Raw genomic sequence first — 18,285 nt, 5'->3', positions numbered from 1 at the left:
TTTTCAGCTTTTTTAAACAAACTTTAATACTGGCTGCATTTACTGCAATAAAATTGATGCCTAACTACAATAAATAATGGCTATTTAGTATATAGCCATTATTTATTTTTTAAAAAGAAGTCATTAAATAGCTAATTAAAGCACTTAAAACTGCCATGCTAAAGAAGCCCAATAACGACGTCCGTCTTCTACATAACCATACTCTACTTCGCTAATTTCTTTATCAAATAAGTTATAAACCCCCACGCCTAATTTAATGTTGTTACTTAATTGATAGTTTGCACCTAAATCTGCTGTGGTATAGCTTGGAGCAATTAAGCTACTTTGCGATGGCCCAGTTGTAGGTTGGCTTTCTTCCCCGCGATAGTGCATACGTGCCCATGCACTAAATGCATCGCTTAAAACCCAATTAACAGAGGTTTGCAGTAAGTGTGTTGGTAACTGATTTAATGGGCTTCCTGCATAAGTGCCCGTTTTTTGCTCCGATTCGGTGTAAGTATAATTAGCGCTTGCACTTACTTTACTGCTTAGTTTAAGCGATGCTGATAGCTCAAACCCTTGTGTTACTGCTTCATCAACATTTACGTAGGTTGTTGGGTCTGAACCAAATTCATTTGGACCGTCGGTGCATTGAGTTAATGGGCAAGCTATACGTGATATTTTATCGTCAAACTGATTATAGAAAACAGTGGCCGAGGTACTGAACTTTTCACCTTTATCGTAATAAACACCTACTTCATAATTTATTGATTTTTCAGGCGCCAAATTCGCATTACCATATATATTACCGCCGCGACTAACCTGCCCCCATTCTGGCGTAGTTGCTCGTAAACTAGGTGCTTTAAAACCGGTAGATATACCTCCTTTGACGGTTAAATTATCGCTCGCATTAAGCACACCATATAAACGTGGGCTAATATGGCCGCCAAAGTTACCATCATGGTCGTATCGAATACCGCCGGTTAATGCAAATAACTCGCTGGTTCGCCATTCATCTTCGCTAAATATAGACCATTGCTCGTTATCTATTTGCGATACATCACTTAATTTGTTGCTGGTATGATCGGTTAAATCTTCTTTTTTATAGGAAGCGCCCAATGTCGCATTATGCTCACTCGCAAGCGGAATACTCCACATCGTTTGTGCATCAGTATTTTTAATAAGCATTTCGCGTGATTTATTATTATATTCATCGTACTTTATATAGCTATTAGAACTACCAAAGTCATAATAACCATTATGGCTTACCGAGATGGTTTTTTGCTCGTATTGTGTAGTTGTTGATTCAGGACAACCACTGCGACCACACTCATCCCCTGGGGCAAGTGGCGCAATTGTTTTACCCACAGTCGCATCTAACGTTTGTTCAGCACGGCCAAGCTCTAATGTAACCTCGTGATTTTTATTAGGTGTTACTATAAACTTAGCTTTAAGATTATTTTGCTCTTTGCCTCTAAAACCGGCGACTAGGTCATCTTCATCGCGTTTTGTAAATTGCCCGTATAGCTGTACTCCAAGTAGTTCATCAACTAATGAGCCCGCTGTAAAAAAGTTAGCTTGGTTAATGTTCCCAGACTCATTACTTTGTTGAATCGTACTATCTAAACGCACCTCGCCGTACCACTGCTCAGGTGTTTTACGAGTAATTATATTGATTACCCCGCCTATCGCATCAGAGCCATATAAAGATGACATTGGACCGCGAATAACTTCTATACGTTCAATGGCCCCAATAGGCGGTGTCCATGCCCCCTCAACACCTGGACCGTCACTATTTGGCCGTGTTTCGCGCGATGTTTGTCGTTGGCCATCTATTAATATTAATGTATAGCCATTAGCCATGCCGCGCAAACTAATATCTTTTCTGTCGCCACCGCCAGTCACTATAACGCCGGGCACGTCTGTCATAGCGTCGGTTAAATCACGGTAAAAACGACTCGCTAACTCTTCTCTATCAATCACACTAATAGATGCTGGTGCATTTTTAATTAGCTGCTCATACCCTGACGCAGTGACTACCATCACTTCCATGTCATCGTTTGTTTTATTTGCTTGCGCATAATTTGTAAAGGTAAATAAAATTGCGGCACTTAAAGGCAATAATTGTCGACTTGCGGTGTTCATATTTGTTTCCCGTGTTAGAATTGCTTAATTGATAATGATTAGCATTTGCGATATTAAGGGTAAGTGCATTGCCGAGCAATATAAGTATGCTAATAATTAAATTAAGGAAAACTTAATTACTATGAATATCAAGTTAACACGCTCGTTAACTATGTTTGTGCGCATAGTAGAAACAAACAGTATGAGCTTAGCTGCTAAACAATTAGGCATGACTACTTCTGCTGTAAGTCAGCAAATTAAAACATTAGAACAAGAGGTTGGGTTAAACTTATTCAATCGTAGTCCACGATCATTAAGCTTAACTGAAGCGGGTGATATTTATTATCAAAGCTGTAAAAAGCTGCTGCAAACAGCAGAGCAGACTAAACAAAAACTACAGTATTTAACTGGTATACCAAGTGGCAAACTTAAATTAGTTGCCCCTGTTGGCTTTGGCGCTGGGTTACTTTCTGAACCATTAAAACGCTTAATAGAGCTACACCCAAAATTAAACATAGAACTAATTTTGACAGATGAACCTGTTGATATGCTTAAAGAAGGAGCCGACTTAGCATTGTGTATTGGCCCACTTAACGACTCAAATTTAATAGCCCGAAAATTAGCCCAATGGCCTTATGCTCTTTGTGTTAATGCGACGCACCCTTTAGCAAAAAATGATCAATGTATTGAACAATTAAACCAGCACGCTCATATAGCTCACAGCCATTTAAACTATCAATTATTTAAGCCAAACAGCGCACCATACACACTTAATGCTCCGCGTATAAAAGTAAATAATATGCAATCAGTTATTCAATTAGTATGCGATGGATTAGGTTATGCAATGCTACCAGAGCCAGAAGTGCGCGAACGCATTAAAAACAAAGAGTTAAAGCAACTTAATAAAGACTGGCAACGTTCAAACTACACTGTGTATGCAGTAACGCCAAAACGAGATTTTATAGCTGCAAAGACTTATGCGTTACTCGATATTTTAAAAAAGCACTTCGCTGAAGTCACCTTAGGCACTAAGCACCACTTATAACAATTAGCATTATTGTTATATATAACAAATGATAACAACCAGTTAAAAATAAAAACGAAAAGAGTTTAAATTTTATTCGACTCTAGTATTGAGTTAAATTAGATAATGTTTACAATATCAATAAGGTGCTGCTTAATTAATATAAAATAAATTTCTCGTTTTTATTAACGCTATGCGCTCAGACACATTAACTATTATTTAGGAACTTTTCTGAGTGACTCCAGCACAACATTCAGCATTATTTGCAGCCCAACAACAGATTATAGAGCAGATCGCATTGGGTGTAGATATACACCTGTGCCTGCATAATATCTGCGAGCAAATTGAAGCAATAATTGACTCTAAAAATGCTAAAAGCTCGATTTTAACTCTAGAGGGCAACCAACTTCGCCACGGTGCTGCGCCTAAACTTCCCCCTGAATATTGCCAAGCAATAGACGGTGTTACAATTGGAGATAATGTAGGCTCATGTGGCACTGCAGTGTACACAGAGCAACAAGTTATTGTTAGTAACATAGCTACTAGCCCACTTTGGGCTAATTATAAAACTATTGCATTAGCACATGGTTTGCAAGCGTGTTGGTCTACTCCTATTTTTTCCTCAGACAACAAAGTGCTCGGTAGTTTTGCCGTTTATTACACGCATCCAAACGCACCAACCGCATTAGATTTAAAGCTTATTGAACGCTTTACTCATTTATCGGGCCTAGCAATAGAAAAAGCGCGCTCTGTCGCAAGAGAAAAAGCACTTAGTTTAGAGCTACAACGTTCTAACGATAAATTAAAAGCATTTATTGAGGTGATCCCCGATTTAGGAATCATTTTTGATGAACAAGCGCGGTATATTGAAAGTTATGGTGCTAGCAACGAGTTGCAATGTAATAGCTTAAATAATGAGCAGCGCATAAGCTCGCTACCATTAGGTGATCCTAATAAAGTAATCTCTATCATTACTAAAACACTGAAAACAGAGCAAGTACAACTGTACGAGTACGAACTTAATTGTATGGGTAACCGACATATTTTTGAAGCTAGAACGTCAATTATTAATAACTACCTACTTGATGAGCCAAATAAAAAACATGTTTTATGGATGATACGCGACATTACCGAGCGTAAACTTGCTGAAGAGCAAGTTAAAAAGTTGGTGTTTTACGACCCATTAACCACATTGCCTAATCGCCGCATGCTAACTGACACGCTTGAATTGATGATCAGCGAATCTAAAAAGCAGCTTTTATTTGGCACTCTATTATTTTTAGATTTAAATGACTTTAAGCGCATTAATGATTCATTAGGCCATGTTATCGGTGACGAGGTTTTACTAGAAGTTGCTATGCGGTTAAAAACCGTTATTAAAAATGCAGGTATTATTGCGCGAATTGGTGGCGATGAATTTGTAATTTTACCTAAGCACCTAAGTAGTAATAAAAACAATGCACAAAGCCAGGCAATAGTGTGTGCCAAGCAAATACTCGACTGCTTCAAAAACCCATTTAAAATAAACAACTGTAGTTATAAAATTACCGTCAGTATTGGCATTAGTTTTATTGAAGGCCCAGACACAACAAGCAACGATGTACTAAAGCGGGCCGATACAGCTATGTATAGCGCCAAAAAATTTGGCGGCCATCGTTTTGCGTTTTACGATCCGGCACTGCAACACGAATTAGACTTACGTTTACAATTAGAAAGCGACATTATAACTGCAATTAAAGAAAAGCAGTTTGTGGCTTACTTTCAGCCGCAACTTGATTGCCAAGGTAATATTATAGCCGCTGAGGCATTAATTCGCTGGATACACCCTATAAAAGGCATTATATCACCCTACTACTTTATTCCTGTTGCGGAACAATCTGGTCTGATTGATCAATTGCAAAGCAGTGTACTGTTTGACGCCTGCATGTTAATTAAAACGCTAGAGCAAACACAGCAACTTCATGATTCATTTTGTGTTGCTATTAATATTAGCGCCTGCCAATTTATAACACATTCCTTATACAACAATATTGTTAGTATTGTAGATGCGTTTGGTATATCTCCTACAAGATTTAAACTGGAGATAACCGAAAGCATTTTACTAGATGACATGGCTGAAAATATTGCACAAATGCAGCAGCTCAAAGCTAAAGGGTTTAGGTTTTCGATTGATGATTTTGGCACTGGTTATTCATCGTTAGCCTATATACACACTTACCCCGTTGATGAGCTAAAAATAGATAAAAGCTTTATTGATAAAATACATGAAGGTAATAGAGGGTCTGCCATTGTGAGTACTATAATCTCACTTGCGCACAACCTTGGCTTTAATGTTATTGCCGAAGGCGTTGAAACCGCAGAGCAAGCTAAAACACTCACACAACTTAATATTACCGGTATGCAAGGCTATTATATGGCTTATCCTATGCCCGCAGCTGAGTTTATTTCTTGGTTAAAACAACAACGTAACAGTTAGTAACAGCAAAGAATAAGAAGCGCAGCGCCCCCCCTAACCTCTTTATAAATAATTTACCTAAAACTATGTTTGCAAATGCATTTTAGGCTTTTTGAACCTCAAAGTGGTTAAAGTGAACTACCCATCGACGCCACTTAGTGTCGATCAATGGGTTTTCTCGGAGTTTTTTGGATAAAATAACGTGTCTGGTTTTATTTCTAACTGAAACTTACTGTGACACGTTAAAATTTTATTCTGATTTATTAGCTATTTTTTGTAAATTCTCGTGAATTTTGAATAAAACGATAAGTAGTTCACACCAAATTCTAGCGCCAATTACACCACCAACAATAATACCAAGCCCAGCCCAAAAACCACCACCGTACTGCACAAACATAGTGGTTACACCAGAAATTACAGCACCTAGTAACATTAACCAATATACAAAAGTAATGATTTTAGGTGTCAGCATAGATTCAAAGAAAAAAATATCTTTCATTTTTTAGTCCTTTTTAAAATAGTCAGTAAATTTTTATTTCACAAAAAATGAGCGCTTACTAGCCCTCATAGTTATTATCTAGCTAGCCTTAATAAAGCTAACTGGCTGTATATTTAATTAAAGCTAATTACGCTATTAAATTAAAAATTAGGTGTCGCAGTTACTTATTTAAATTATCGAGTTCTTTTTCTAAGTCTTTCATTGCTTTTTGCGCTTTGAACTCTTCGTAAAGCGCTTCGCGTGAACCGGGATCTAAACGTTTTCCCGATTTAGCCACTAGGTTATTAAAGGTATCTTGTGTGTTATTAGTGCTAAAGAATAAGTAAAAAGCATGAAATTCCATAGGTTTTACTTATATTTAATTGACTCATTTAATAACAGCTGTTAAAAATAAGCAACAAATATGAATATAAACTTAATAGGGATATTTAATGAAAAAAGGAATTCAGTTTGCTGTAATTTCTAGCATTTTGTTATCTGGTTGTGCTTTAGATAGTAAAATTAACGGCATGATTGGTGGCTTAAATAATCTACTAACAACAGCAAAACTACCTGTAACCTACATGCGCCCAGCTAATCAAGATAACACCGATAAAATAAAACGTATTGCTGTTATTACCGATAGAAGCTCTTCAAATGCAGTGAACTTAATTGAAAGTAACCTTTCAGCTATTCGCGTTAATGACAAGCCATACTTTACTTTTGTTGATCAAGCAGCGCTTGATAAAGTAATTGCTCAACAGCGCTTTAATGAAGGTGACCTAACAAACTCAAATAATCGTACTCGATTAGGTAAACTTACTGGCGCAGACACTTTGGTAACCGCTCTGTATGGTTCTGATGTTGAAACATCAACCTATTACGAAGAGCGTAGTGAATGTGTTGAAAAAGGTGACAAATGGTATAAATGCAAACGCTCTCGTGATGTTAAAGTTCGATGCTCTGAAAAACTAGCTAAAGTAATACTAGAGCCAAAAGCAATATCTGTTGAATCTGGTGAAATCATTTTCACAAAACGATACAGCCAACAGGTAAGCAGTAAAGTTTGCGAAGGTGATGATCCTCACAATTCTGATAGTGCGCTATTAGGGCAAGCAGTTTCTCAGATATCAGAAGAACTAATTCAAGATGTTGCCCCGCATAGCGTTACAAAATTAGTTGAATTAATGGAATCGGATGATTCTGATATGTCCGACGATGCTGAAAAAATGCTGGATATGGGAATAGAGTTTGCTGAAAAAGATATGCCAGATAACGCCTGTAAGATGTTTAGTAGAGCTCAAAGTATTTATTCTGAATCACTAGCAATTAATTATAATAATGCTGTTTGTGCAGAAAGAGCAGCGGACCTAGAGCTAGCCCTTGCATATTATCAAAAGTCTCATAATCTAACTATGGATGTTGATGAGCTAAAGTATATTATTGAAGGTGAGCAGCGTTTGTTAGATCGTAACAAACATAATGCTAAACTAGCTCAAAATAATAACCACAATCGTTTATAAAACAAACTTTGCCCAGCAAATGCTGGGCTATTTGGTTGAAACATGAATAAGAAATTACTTCTTTTTATATCTATGCTTTTATTTTCTTTCACAGTAGAGGCACAAACACACTCTAATTGCAGCTGTGCCCATTACTACCCAACACAAGCTCAAACCCCTGATTGGATAGGCGTTGATAAAGTAACCGACACCCTCTATGTTAGCTCAGGCTCTTCTCAATGCTCTGGACTAAAGTCAATTGACGAACGCCGTTCTGCACTTGAAGCTCGAAAAGCACTCACAAAGCTTCTTAAAACTGAAATAGAAATTAAAGAGGAAAATAAACTCTTCTCTTCTAATTCCATAAGTAACTTACAGTTTAATTCTACAGCTAAAATAACAAGCGACCAGCTGCTAAAAAACGCTAAAATATTCGAACGTTGGGTAGATAAAAATAACTGCGTGGTTTATGCAGGAGTAACAATAAACCATACAGATATACAAAAAGCGCAAGCACAAAAAAAGCAAGAGGCACAGTCAAAACTGTCCGCTAAGAATAACTGCATAAAAAGTACTGGCTCGCAAGCAGGTGAAGTTAAAAGCTTATTAACCGCTAAGTTTATTCAAAATGGCTTTAATATCACAGACTCAGCCTGCGACGTTTATTACCATGTAAAAAACTCAATTGTTAAGAGTAGTCAAAATAAAGTTTTTACTAGGTTACAGTTAGAAATAATTACTCACACTAACAAGCGTCTTTGGCAGGATCATTATCAAGGTAAAGGTATTAGCTTTTCTAAAAGATCAACGCAGCAATTACTACAAATCGCAAATGAAGACAGCATATCACTATTAATTGAAGATATTATTAAACTAAAAGATACTCCCGTTAATTAACGCATATTTTAAGGAATGAAATGCCCGTGGAAAATAACAGCACACCTACAGAACAAGTTACTGAAGAAAAAAAAACAACTATAAAAAAACTTAAAGAATATTTTATTTTGTTAATGGTGGCGCTTATGGGCTTAGGTAACTGGGCAGATACTAAAGCTCTATCAATAGAAGCATATAATGGATTTATTACTAACTTTACAAATAAAATTGAAGAAAAAAAGATTTCAATGTTAGACATAGGTAACTACCTTCCATATGCGCAAAAACAAATAGGTATACCGCAAGTCATTAAAACTTCAAAAATTGATGAACGTTACGAATATCGTTATTATAAAGAAGATAAATACCTCCTAACTTTAATCAATAAAGAAACTCGCATAGTAGCTATTGTTGTCCATAGCCTGTCCTATGACAAAAGCTTAGTTGACGATTTCTCACCTAAGGTACCGTTTAGTAACTTTAAATTAAAAGAGCACAGTCTTGAACAAATAGTGCCTGATAGTAATGAATTTTTTTATGACAGTAATAACATTAAATACTACATGCAAGTAAAACAACTCAATGCCCAAGGTATGTTTCTTAACTTAACGAGTGGCTTTAGTGATTATACTGAGCTAAAGGGAAATGTTGCTGAGGATCTATTCAAATTAGATGAAGTAACTTTGATGAGTGACGAGCAAACGCTTACTTCACCTATCACCAAAAAATTAGCAACCAATAAAGCAACTTTTTACGCAATCTCAGAATTACCAAGCGAATATATTGCTGATTCACTACTTACTAAATATGAATTTAACGTTTATTTTTAAGGAACAAAATGCGACATTTTTCATTGTTTTTACCACTACTTTGTACTTTTACAGTAACAAATATAAGTGCGAACACTTTTACTGAGTTTAAAAAGCAGCAACTTTTAGAAGCAACCAGTTTCAGCAAGCAATATAAACAAGATTACGCAAATTTTAGAGAAGCTTATTTAGCTGATTACGACTCTTTTAGAGATTCATTACTTAAGCATTGGTCTGTGCCCATCCAAAGCAGCACATTAAAGCAGGTCGTTTACAGTGCAGACCTAAAAAGTCGCATAATTATTGACGAACAAAGCATGACGGTTACTGTAGAAACATTAGATTCTCACAGTACGCTTGGACAAGCAGCTGAGACATTAATAACTGATAAAAATCTAGCCTCGTCTTTAGAATTAATAAGCCCAACTAAACAAGAATTAGAAAATAGCTTAGCAATTTCAAAAAGTGAAATTAAAAGTCAAAAAGAGTTAAAACAGAACCAAGAAACGCTAGCACAAGAAATAACTACACAGTATGAACAGTCGCTAAGCAGTGTTGATAAAAACACTCAATTAAAGCCTCAACAAGCAATACAAAGTAAACAGCAATTAGCCATAGAAAAACAGCAGCGTATTGAAAAATTAAACACATCACTCAGCACCAAAGATAATGATGTGACTTATAAAAATATTACTTCTCGTACTTTTTCACTCCCTGACGAATATTTACATAAAAAAGTGAGTCCTTACTTAAACTTTTACTTACAATACGAGCAACAACAACTACCTCTGTTATTAGCAATTTCGCATGCTGAGTCATCTTTTAATCCAAATGCTAAGTCGCATATTCCCGCATTTGGGCTAATGCAAATTGTACCTAATTCAGCAGGTTTAGATGTAGCAAGAAAACACTTTAAAAAAGATATAGCGCCAACACCAGAGGAGCTTTTTGATCCTGATACCAATATCACTTATGGATCTGCTTACATTTCTATTTTAGACAAAAGTTATTTACGGAAAATAAAAGATCCAATAAGTCGTAAATATTGCGCAATTGCAGCTTACAATACTGGTGCAGGAAATGTAGCTAAAGCGTTTAATACTGATAAAAGCCGAAATATTAATCGTGCTATTTCTATTATAAACGACCTAGATAGTGAAAGTGTTTACAGTCACTTAATTGCAAACTTACCCTATGATGAAACAAAAAAATACCTTAAGAAAGTAAACAAGCTTGAACAGCAGTACCAAGCAAATATTAATCAATGGAACCTTAATAATAAGGAAATCAAACATGAAAAATAAACTTTTACCAATAGCCACTATTTTCTTTTTAAGCGCATGTGGATCAACTCAACAGCCACAATCAACCCCCTTTAGTAATGCTGATACTGTACCAAGCTGGGTTTTAATGCCAAGCGCACCTGAAGGAGGGTTAGCCTCATCTAGCTGTGTACCTTGGAGTGGTAATATGGCAGCAAGTAGAGCACAGGCCGTAGCTAGCGCACGCGCTGATTTAGCAACACAAATTAATAGCAAAGCTCAAGTTCTTGATACCTTAATAAATAAGCAAATGCAGCAGCAAGATTCTGTACAAACACAAAGTTCTTTTACACAAGTAAGCCGCCAAACAGCCGAAGAAAGCCTTGTTGGTAGTATTGCAAAAGAAGTCAGCTTTGCTCAAATAAATAACCAAAAGCAACTATGTGCATTAGTTATTATGGAAAATACTAAGCCTATTTTCGATAAGTTGATTGAAAAGTCAGGCAAAAATCTGAGCCCTAATGATGAAGATATGCTTTACCGTGAATTTAGATTGCAACAAACCACTGAAGAGTTAAATAACTTAGCAAACTAACTCCATATTAAAATGAATACTGTAGAGTAAAGTTACTCTACAGTATGTCAGCACTACCCTAAAGCCAGCCATACACCAACGGCGACCATTAAACTGCCCGCAATGCGATTCATCCACTGGATGTTATTACCGCGTGTTAAAAATAATCGTAAGCTTTTTCCACCTGTTGCATAAGCCAACATACTTAAAAATTCGGTAACCATTATTACACTTAACAACACTAATAGTTGCGGGGCTACGTCATGTTCAATGCTGATAAATGGTGGTAGTAATGAGATCATAAACGCCCAGCCTTTTGGATTGGCAATTGCAGTTACAAAGCCTTGCGTAAACAGTGACTGGCGACTTACAGCTGTGGCATTGCTGGTATTTACCGACATTTTTCCTTTAGATCGCCACATATTTATACCAATGTAAATTAAGTATGCACCGCCTACCCACTTTAAAATAGCAAACGCCTCTGGATAATAAAGCATAATACTCGCCACGCCTAGCACTGCTGCATATTCCGGAGCATCGTGAACAGTGATTCCGGCCCATCGTGAACACCCGTTCTGGTTTTAGCGTGAACGCTCATTCCGGTTTTATCGTGAACACTTTTGACTGATTTTCCGGAATCGGTGTTCACACCAAACCAGTACAATTTCAACGCATTGATTATTAATTACTTTGTTAAGCTATTTCCTTTTTGTATTACTGAGGAAGGGATATGGCGACTAAGAGGATCACAATGCGTAAAATTCGAGAAGTGTTGAGGCTACATTTTGCTGCCCAACTCAGTGTCAGAAAAATAAGTGCCAGCACTAAGATCAGTGTCGGTGGTATTCAAAAACTACTCACTAAAGCCAGAGCTTTATCGTTAAGTTGGCCACTGCCCGACGAGCTTGATGATTCTGTGCTTGCTAGTCAGTTCTATCCTCGCGCCGACACTCGGCCATCCCAGCGATTTGAAGTGCCAGATTGGCCAGCCATTCGAAAAGAATTAACGGGCAAAGGCGTCACCAAGAACTTACTCTGGGAAGAATATACTCAGCAATATCCGAATCGTTGTTACAGCTATTCTCAGTTCTGCGATCGCTATATGACCTGGCTTAAAAAGCAAAAACGTTCGATGCGACAAGTGCATAAAGCAGGAGAAAAACTCTTTGTCGATTATGCGGGTCAAACGATGCCCATTGTTTGTAATGCGACGGGTGAAGTGAAGTTCGCCCAGATATTCGTGGCGGTGATGGGCGCATCAAATTATACATTTTGTGAAGCAACCTGGAGCCAAAGTCTACCCGACTGGATCGGCAGTCACGTGCGAGCATTTGAATTTATCGGCGGTATACCTGACATGGTTATCCCCGATAATTTACGCAGTGGTGTCAGTAAAGCGTGTCGCTACGACCCTGATGTTAACCCGAGTTATCAGCAATTGGCCGCGCATTATGGCACCGTGATTGTGCCTGCTCGTCCCAGAAAACCACAAGATAAAGCCAAGGCCGAAGTGGGCGTGCAAATCATTGAACGCTGGATACTCGCCAAGTTACGACACCAAACCTTTTTCTCATTAGCTGAGCTAAACCATTGCATCAAAGCCTTACTGCTTGAGGTCAATAATAAGCCCTTTAAGCAACTGAGTGGGACACGACAATCATGGTTCGAGTCAATCGACAAACCCGCCCTCGCGCCCATGCCCAAACTAGCTTATCAATTCACGGATATTAAACACGTCAAAGTGAATATTGATTATCACGTTCAGTATGATAACCATCTTTACTCGGTACCCCATCACTTGGTGGGTGAAAAGCTTGAACTTCATGCCAAAGACAACTTGATTGAGGCTTATTTCAAGCATAAACGCATCACCAGTCACCCGAGAAAATATCATCCGGGCATGACCACCACATCCGAGCACATGCCTGTAAAGCATGAGAAGCATCATAAATGGTCACCAGGGCGTTTAATGAATTGGGCGAAAGATATTGGAGATGACGTTTTGCTCTGGGTGAAAGCACAATTGGCACAGAAACAACATGAAGAACAAGCGTATCGTGTGTGCTTAGGCTTACTCAACCTATCAAGAAGCTATCCCGCCGATCGGCTCAATAACGCCTGTGCGATAGCCAATCAATACAGTTTATATCGGTTAAAACATATCAAAGACATACTCAGTAGCAACCAAGATAAATTGCCGCGAACGCAAGAAGAGCCGTCGACGTTATTGCCACAATCCCATGAAAATATCCGTGGTCCTAAAAGCTTCCATTAAGGTAAGGAAATTCTATGTTAGAACAAACGATAACTCAGCTTCGTCAACTCAAACTCAGTGGTATGGCCAACGCCTTAGTGAGCCAAATAGAACAACCAAGTACTTATGAAGGGTTGTCCTTCGATGAGCGACTACAACTGCTAGCAGACAGTGAAGCCCAAGACCGAGAGAGCCGAAAACAACAACGCTTACTTAAAGCGGCAAAACTTAAATTAGCCGCTAACGCCAGAGACATAGATTATCATCACCCGCGAGGTCTCAATCAATCGATGATGGCATCGCTACTGCAATGTGATTGGCTGAATAAATCACAAAACTTACTCATCACAGGCCCTTGCGGTAGCGGTAAAACCTATATCACTTGTGCGCTTGCGCATACAGGATGCATGAAAGGCTACAGCGTTAAATATTACCGACTCTCAAGGTTGATGCTTGCGCTGACACAAGCCAAAGCAGATGGCACTTACAGTCGAATGTTACAGTCACTCGCTAAGATCGACTTACTCGTTTTAGATGATTGGGGGCTTGAGCCACTTAAAGCGGCACAACGAAATGACTTAATGGAGATCATGGATGATAGGCACGGCAGTTCATCAACCGCCATCATCAGTCAATTACCCACCGAAGAATGGCATCAATCCATCGGCGATAATACCTTAGCCGATGCCATTTTAGATCGACTAATGCACAATGCTCATCGGATAAAATTAAAGGGGGAGTCTATGAGAAAAATTCAATCTAAAATTGACCATCGTGAACACTTAGGTTAAAAATGTCATGAACCCAATGCGTGGAATTTAAGTGTTCACGATAAAACCGGAATCGGTGTTCACCATCACCGGAATACGCAACTGCAGCAACGGCAACACTAGCAACGCCGAGTAGCTCGCCAAGCATCATCCATAAAGTGCGCCGCACGCCAATACTCATGCCTAGCGTCATGGCTAATGTCATACACATACCTGGAGTGATCGAAACAAAAAAGAAGGTGGGAATAAATACCGCGAGTACTGTTATATCAATCATTTAAAACTCGTAATGGGTTAAAGACAAAGTTGTAATAGGTTCTAGGCGAAAGGGTAAAGGAAAAAGAGCTAAGGTGAAAGATAAATGATATGTAATATGACCATTTGTACTCGCTCACCTTGAGCCAATTTTTGGTAAGGTTACCTCCCCCTTAAACAAAGTATCAGCCCAAAATAAATTTTACCTATTAGTAAAACATCTTCCCACTTGAAAGCTCTGAACAGCAAGGCTTTCGCGTTATTTATCCTTTATTATGAAAAACAAAAAGCGTCTGAATTTGGAAATTTTATACACTCATATATGGCAAAAGTCTGAGATGATAAAGTGCAAAAATACATTTTGTTGCTCTAAAGTGCGGCGTACATACGCTCACTTTGCATTGGGAAGATGCTGTGAGATTTAGAGTGGATCTTCTTGCTCTCACAGCATAAACTCGTACTTTACTACTGGCTCGGTGTTGGCTCTGCCACTTGCTCAGTTATTACCTTTACCGGCTCGGCAGAGTCATTAAGTAAGTACTTATCTAACCACTGCTCTTGTTCCCACAACACATGCAGTAAACTTTTACGAGCACGATAGCCATGTGCTTCATGGGGTAGCATAACTAAGCGCACTTCTTTACCTAAGCCTTTTAATGCGGCGTACATACGCTCACTTTGCATTGGGAAGGTTCCGTGAAATTAAGGGGGGATCTTCTTGCTCTCACGGCATAAACTCGTACTTTACTATTGGCTCGGTGTTGGCTCAGCCACTAGCTCAGTCGTTACCTTTACCGGCTCGGCAGAGTCATTAAGTAAGTACTTATCTAACCACTGTTCTTGCTCCCACAATACATGCAGTAAACTTTTACGAGCACGATAGCCATGTGCTTCATGGGGTAGCATAACTAAGCGCACTTCTTTACCTAAGCCTTTTAATGCGGCGTACATACGATCACTTTGCATGGGAAAGGTGCCGTGAGATTTAGAGTGGATCTTCTTGCTCTCACAGCATAAACACGTACTTTACTACTGGCTCGGTGCTGGCTCTGCCACTTGCTCAGTTATTACCTTTACCGGCTCAGCCTCTTCATCCATTAACAGGTATTTGTTTAACCACTGTTCTTGCTCCCACAATACATGCAGTAAACTTTTACGGGCTCGATAGCCATGTGCTTCATGGGGCAGCATGACTAAACGCGCTTCTTCACCTAAGCCTTTTAACGCGGCGTACATACGCTCACTTTGCATTGGGAAGGTTCCGTGAGATTTAGAGTGGATCTTCTTGCTCTCACAGCATAAACACGTACTTTACTACTGGCTCGGTGCTGGCTCTGCCACTTGCTCAGTTATTACCTTTACCGGCCCGGCAGAGTCATTAAGTAAGTACTTATCTAACCACTGTTCTTGCTCCCACAATACATGCAGTAAACTTTTACGAGCACGATAGCCATGTGCTTCATGGGGTAGCATAACTAAGCGCACTTCTTTACCTAAGCCTTTTAATGCGGCGTACATACGCTCACTTTGCATGGGAAAGGTGCCAGAATTCGGATCTTCTTGCCCGTGAATCATCAACATTGGCTCGTTAATTTTTTCGGCATGAAAAAATGGCGACATGTTTGCGTACACATCTTGGGCTTGCCAAAAGTCGCGCTCTTCGCCTTGAAAGCCAAACGGCGTTAAGGTGCGATTATACGCGCCACTGCGGGCAATACCGGTTTTAAACAAGTCACTATGCGCTAATAAATTAGCCACCATAAATGCGCCATATGAATGCCCTGCTATGGCAATATTGTTTTTATCAGCAATGCCTTTTTTAACCAATACATCTACGGCAGCTTGTGCGCTGGCCACTAGTTGCTTTCTAAAGTTATCATTTGGTTCACTGCCCTCAATACCTACAATAGGCATTTTAGGATCGTCAAACACCGCAATACCTTTAGCTAAGTAAGGCATCGGGCCCCAGTAACCAATAGAGGTAAACTCATAAGGCGATTCACGCACTTGAGAAGCGACTGCTTTATCTTTATATTCAAGCGGGTATGCCCACATTAATACAGGTAATGGGCCTTGAGATTTATCATAACCTGGTGGTAAATAAAGTGTGCCTGAAAGCTCAACACCGTCATCTCGGGTATAACGTAATTGCTCTTTTGTTACGCCTTTAAATGCAGGGTAAGGGTGCTCAAAATTAGTAATTTGAGTTAAATTTTGTTTATTTAAATCACGAATAAAAAAGTTAGGTTGCTCTGTTTTAGACTCTCTAATAGTAATAAAACGCTTACCTTCGTCATCAAGTAACGCACGAACACGCTCATAATAAGGTGCCGCTGATTGCCACAAACGTTTGCTGCTATGAGTTTTTACATCGTATTGGTCTAAAAACGGCACATTACCTTGCTCTGATGCGCCATTACCGCGTAAAAACAGATAGCGTCCGCCAACCACTTTTATTACCTTGCTGCCTAAATCATTGCGCTCATATAGTGCTCTACCAGGGTCTTTGTAGGCATCGTTGTAACTACGCTCTGAAAATAATATGCGGTTTTTATCAGCATCACGTGGGGCAATAATATAAGTACGCACTTGGCGGTCACTAAAGCGCCAATCGCTGAGCATAGCAATATTATCGTTACCCCATTCTATACCCGAATAACGACGCTCTACTTTAGCAAACAGTTTAGGCTCGCGCTTAAACGGTGCACGTAAGCTGTAAATAAAGTCGTGATATTCAACATCGGTTTTCATATCACCGGCATCTTGCGCTTCAGCCCAAATAACCTCTGCACCTTGATCGCCTCGCCACTCAAAGTCACGTCTGCCAGTACGTACACTGTCGTAGCCTTGTGGAATATTATCGGCTAATGGTTGTTTTGCCAGCTCAACTAGTGAAAAACCACGCATTCCCCATATTTGCCATGTTGTAGCAAAGCGGTTGTATGGAACTTGATACGAAAATGGCTCGTTTATGCTTGCCACTAATATATTGGTTGAGTCGGGTGATACTGAAAATGACTTAAGCAACGCAGGGCGGCCAATCGGTTGCGCATGACCATCAAGCGTTATATAGGCGAGTTGCCCTTGGCCATAAAACTTAAACTGCGCCTCATCAAACGGACCGGTTAATAAGTTTTGATAAGTACGTGCAGGGGCTTTTTCGCCGCTACTTTGCTGAATAACAGGCATCGTACTTTGGCTATCATTTTGTAATCTGGCTTTTCCTAAATTAACAGCTAAATTTGCAACCAAGGCACTGCTATCGGGTAGCCATTCATAAGGGGATGCAGTAAGGACAGAGTTTAGCGCAATTGAGTTTAGCTCATTAGCTTGTTTTGTTTTTACATTGTATAACCATAAACGCGCATCATTTTTTTGCTCAACCACGAAGGCTAAGTACTCACTATTTGATGACCACTTTGGCGCGCGAATAATACCTTGTGGCAAGTTATTAATATTAATAACCGTACCACTTTGTACGTGTTTAATTTGCACCGCACTGTATTTTGCACTTACGCGTGAGCGTGAAAAGTTTGCCGGGTTGAGTTTAATGCCCGCCAGTTTAAGCTCCTCTTTTGCCAACTCATCTAGCGACACAACACGTTTGCGCTCAAACAATGCCAGCCATTGGCCATCGTCTGACAAACTACTGGTGGGCGATAACTTAGCATCTACTAATGCAGCAAGTTCAGCCGATGGCGTTTGATATCCTTGCTCTGCATAGCTCATTGGCAGTAATGCAATACAGCCAATAAAGGCAACTAACAGCCTAAAAGCGTTCATGTTTTGTCCTTTAGTAATTATTTAGTTTAATAAAGCTATCTAAACATGTTTTGCCGCATTCATAAAGCATTAAGGTTATACAAAATAGCGTAAATGATTTATCGCCACCCTAACTTAAGCTACACTACAGCGCTATTTAT

13 protein-coding genes and 5 pseudogenes are annotated in these 18,285 nt (G+C 39.1%); 9 read left to right on the top strand and 9 right to left on the bottom strand.

The window, feature by feature from the left end; translation table 11 throughout:
• Positions 1-144: 144 nt before the first annotated feature.
• A complete protein-coding gene (locus PNIG_RS18030) occupies positions 145-2,124 on the bottom strand; it encodes a ligand-gated channel protein (RefSeq protein ID WP_089369170.1) in 1,980 nt (659 codons plus the stop codon).
• 121 nt (positions 2,125-2,245) lie between these two features.
• On the opposite strand from PNIG_RS18030, the gene PNIG_RS18025 reads away from it, so the two are divergent.
• Complete coding sequence (locus PNIG_RS18025; protein WP_089369169.1) at positions 2,246-3,148, top strand: LysR family transcriptional regulator; 903 nt, start codon at positions 2,246-2,248, stop codon at positions 3,146-3,148.
• 214 nt (positions 3,149-3,362) lie between these two features.
• Positions 3,363-5,603, top strand: coding sequence for a bifunctional diguanylate cyclase/phosphodiesterase (locus PNIG_RS18020; protein ID WP_089369168.1), 2,241 nt, complete (start codon positions 3,363-3,365; stop codon positions 5,601-5,603).
• A gap of 229 nt (positions 5,604-5,832) precedes the next feature.
• On the opposite strand, the gene PNIG_RS18015 is transcribed toward PNIG_RS18020, so the two are convergent.
• Positions 5,833-6,081 carry a DUF4282 domain-containing protein gene (locus PNIG_RS18015; protein ID WP_011329879.1) on the bottom strand — a complete coding sequence of 83 codons (249 nt, stop codon included), beginning with the start codon at positions 6,079-6,081 and terminating at the stop codon, positions 5,833-5,835.
• A gap of 160 nt (positions 6,082-6,241) precedes the next feature.
• Entirely contained in the window at positions 6,242-6,424 is a 183-nt protein-coding gene (locus PNIG_RS18010) for a hypothetical protein (RefSeq protein WP_011329878.1), read from the bottom strand.
• 88 nt (positions 6,425-6,512) lie between these two features.
• On the opposite strand from PNIG_RS18010, the gene PNIG_RS18005 reads away from it, so the two are divergent.
• The 5 genes from PNIG_RS18005 to PNIG_RS17985 are packed head-to-tail and all read left to right on the top strand — an operon-like array spanning position 6,513 to position 11,104.
• Entirely contained in the window at positions 6,513-7,583 is a 1,071-nt protein-coding gene (locus PNIG_RS18005; protein ID WP_011329877.1) for a CsgG/HfaB family protein, read from the top strand.
• A gap of 42 nt (positions 7,584-7,625) precedes the next feature.
• A complete protein-coding gene (locus PNIG_RS18000; RefSeq protein ID WP_244181086.1) occupies positions 7,626-8,459 on the top strand; it encodes a TonB-dependent receptor in 834 nt (277 codons plus the stop codon).
• Positions 8,460-8,479: 20 nt separating this feature from the next.
• Positions 8,480-9,268 (top strand): ETEC_3214 domain-containing protein, encoded by a 789-nt coding sequence (locus PNIG_RS17995; protein ID WP_089369167.1) that lies wholly within the window; start codon positions 8,480-8,482, stop codon positions 9,266-9,268.
• A gap of 8 nt (positions 9,269-9,276) precedes the next feature.
• The gene (locus tag PNIG_RS17990) at positions 9,277-10,551 is read left to right on the top strand and encodes a transglycosylase SLT domain-containing protein (RefSeq protein ID WP_011329874.1); all 1,275 of its coding nucleotides are present in this window, start codon (positions 9,277-9,279) and stop codon (positions 10,549-10,551) included.
• Entirely contained in the window at positions 10,541-11,104 is a 564-nt protein-coding gene (locus PNIG_RS17985) for a hypothetical protein (protein ID WP_011329873.1), read from the top strand. The genes PNIG_RS17990 and PNIG_RS17985 overlap by 11 nt, the downstream gene beginning before the upstream one ends.
• A 53-nt stretch (positions 11,105-11,157) precedes the next feature.
• On the opposite strand, the pseudogene PNIG_RS17980 reads toward PNIG_RS17985, so the two are convergent.
• Positions 11,158-11,607 (bottom strand): annotated as a pseudogene (locus PNIG_RS17980) (LysE family translocator); the annotation flags it as partial.
• A 206-nt stretch (positions 11,608-11,813) separates the two neighbouring features.
• On the opposite strand from PNIG_RS17980, the gene istA reads away from it, so the two are divergent.
• A complete protein-coding gene (gene istA / locus PNIG_RS17975) occupies positions 11,814-13,358 on the top strand; it encodes an IS21 family transposase (RefSeq protein WP_024600838.1) in 1,545 nt (514 codons plus the stop codon).
• Positions 13,359-13,372: 14 nt separating this feature from the next.
• The gene (gene istB / locus PNIG_RS17970; protein ID WP_024603886.1) at positions 13,373-14,128 is read left to right on the top strand and encodes an IS21-like element helper ATPase IstB; all 756 of its coding nucleotides are present in this window, start codon (positions 13,373-13,375) and stop codon (positions 14,126-14,128) included.
• A gap of 79 nt (positions 14,129-14,207) precedes the next feature.
• Here the strand turns inward: istB and PNIG_RS17965 are convergent.
• The 5 genes and pseudogenes from PNIG_RS17965 to PNIG_RS17945 all read right to left on the bottom strand — a co-directional run.
• Positions 14,208-14,384, bottom strand: a pseudogene (locus PNIG_RS17965) (LysE family translocator); the annotation flags it as partial.
• A gap of 443 nt (positions 14,385-14,827) precedes the next feature.
• Positions 14,828-15,058: pseudogene (locus PNIG_RS17960) on the bottom strand (alpha/beta hydrolase family protein); the annotation flags it as partial.
• 51 nt (positions 15,059-15,109) lie between these two features.
• Positions 15,110-15,340 (bottom strand): annotated as a pseudogene (locus tag PNIG_RS17955) (alpha/beta hydrolase family protein); the annotation flags it as partial.
• A 51-nt stretch (positions 15,341-15,391) separates the two neighbouring features.
• A pseudogene (locus PNIG_RS17950) lies at positions 15,392-15,625 on the bottom strand (alpha/beta hydrolase family protein); the annotation flags it as partial.
• 51 nt (positions 15,626-15,676) lie between these two features.
• Positions 15,677-18,145 carry an alpha/beta hydrolase family protein gene (locus PNIG_RS17945; RefSeq protein ID WP_089369162.1) on the bottom strand — a complete coding sequence of 823 codons (2,469 nt, stop codon included), beginning with the start codon at positions 18,143-18,145 and terminating at the stop codon, positions 15,677-15,679.
• Positions 18,146-18,285: the final 140 nt, after the last annotated feature.

The sequence above is a fragment of the Pseudoalteromonas nigrifaciens genome (assembly GCF_002221505.1).
In the GTDB taxonomy this organism is placed as follows: domain Bacteria; phylum Pseudomonadota; class Gammaproteobacteria; order Enterobacterales; family Alteromonadaceae; genus Pseudoalteromonas; species Pseudoalteromonas nigrifaciens.
This window is presented reverse-complemented; position numbering and strand designations above follow the sequence as displayed.

Coding starts and splice junctions, on each gene's coding strand:
- PNIG_RS18030 (WP_089369170.1), bottom strand. CDS start 2,124: ATGAACACCGCAAGTCGACAATTATTGCCTTTAAGTGCCGCAATTTTA.
- PNIG_RS18025 (WP_089369169.1), top strand. CDS start 2,246: ATGAATATCAAGTTAACACGCTCGTTAACTATGTTTGTGCGCATAGTA.
- PNIG_RS18015 (WP_011329879.1), bottom strand. CDS start 6,081: ATGAAAGATATTTTTTTCTTTGAATCTATGCTGACACCTAAAATCATT.
- PNIG_RS18010 (WP_011329878.1), bottom strand. CDS start 6,424: ATGGAATTTCATGCTTTTTACTTATTCTTTAGCACTAATAACACACAA.
- PNIG_RS18005 (WP_011329877.1), top strand. CDS start 6,513: ATGAAAAAAGGAATTCAGTTTGCTGTAATTTCTAGCATTTTGTTATCT.
- PNIG_RS18000 (WP_244181086.1), top strand. CDS start 7,626: ATGAATAAGAAATTACTTCTTTTTATATCTATGCTTTTATTTTCTTTC.
- PNIG_RS17995 (WP_089369167.1), top strand. CDS start 8,480: ATGCCCGTGGAAAATAACAGCACACCTACAGAACAAGTTACTGAAGAA.
- PNIG_RS17990 (WP_011329874.1), top strand. CDS start 9,277: ATGCGACATTTTTCATTGTTTTTACCACTACTTTGTACTTTTACAGTA.
- PNIG_RS17985 (WP_011329873.1), top strand. CDS start 10,541: ATGAAAAATAAACTTTTACCAATAGCCACTATTTTCTTTTTAAGCGCA.
- istA (WP_024600838.1), top strand. CDS start 11,814: ATGGCGACTAAGAGGATCACAATGCGTAAAATTCGAGAAGTGTTGAGG.
- istB (WP_024603886.1), top strand. CDS start 13,373: ATGTTAGAACAAACGATAACTCAGCTTCGTCAACTCAAACTCAGTGGT.
- PNIG_RS17945 (WP_089369162.1), bottom strand. CDS start 18,145: ATGAACGCTTTTAGGCTGTTAGTTGCCTTTATTGGCTGTATTGCATTA.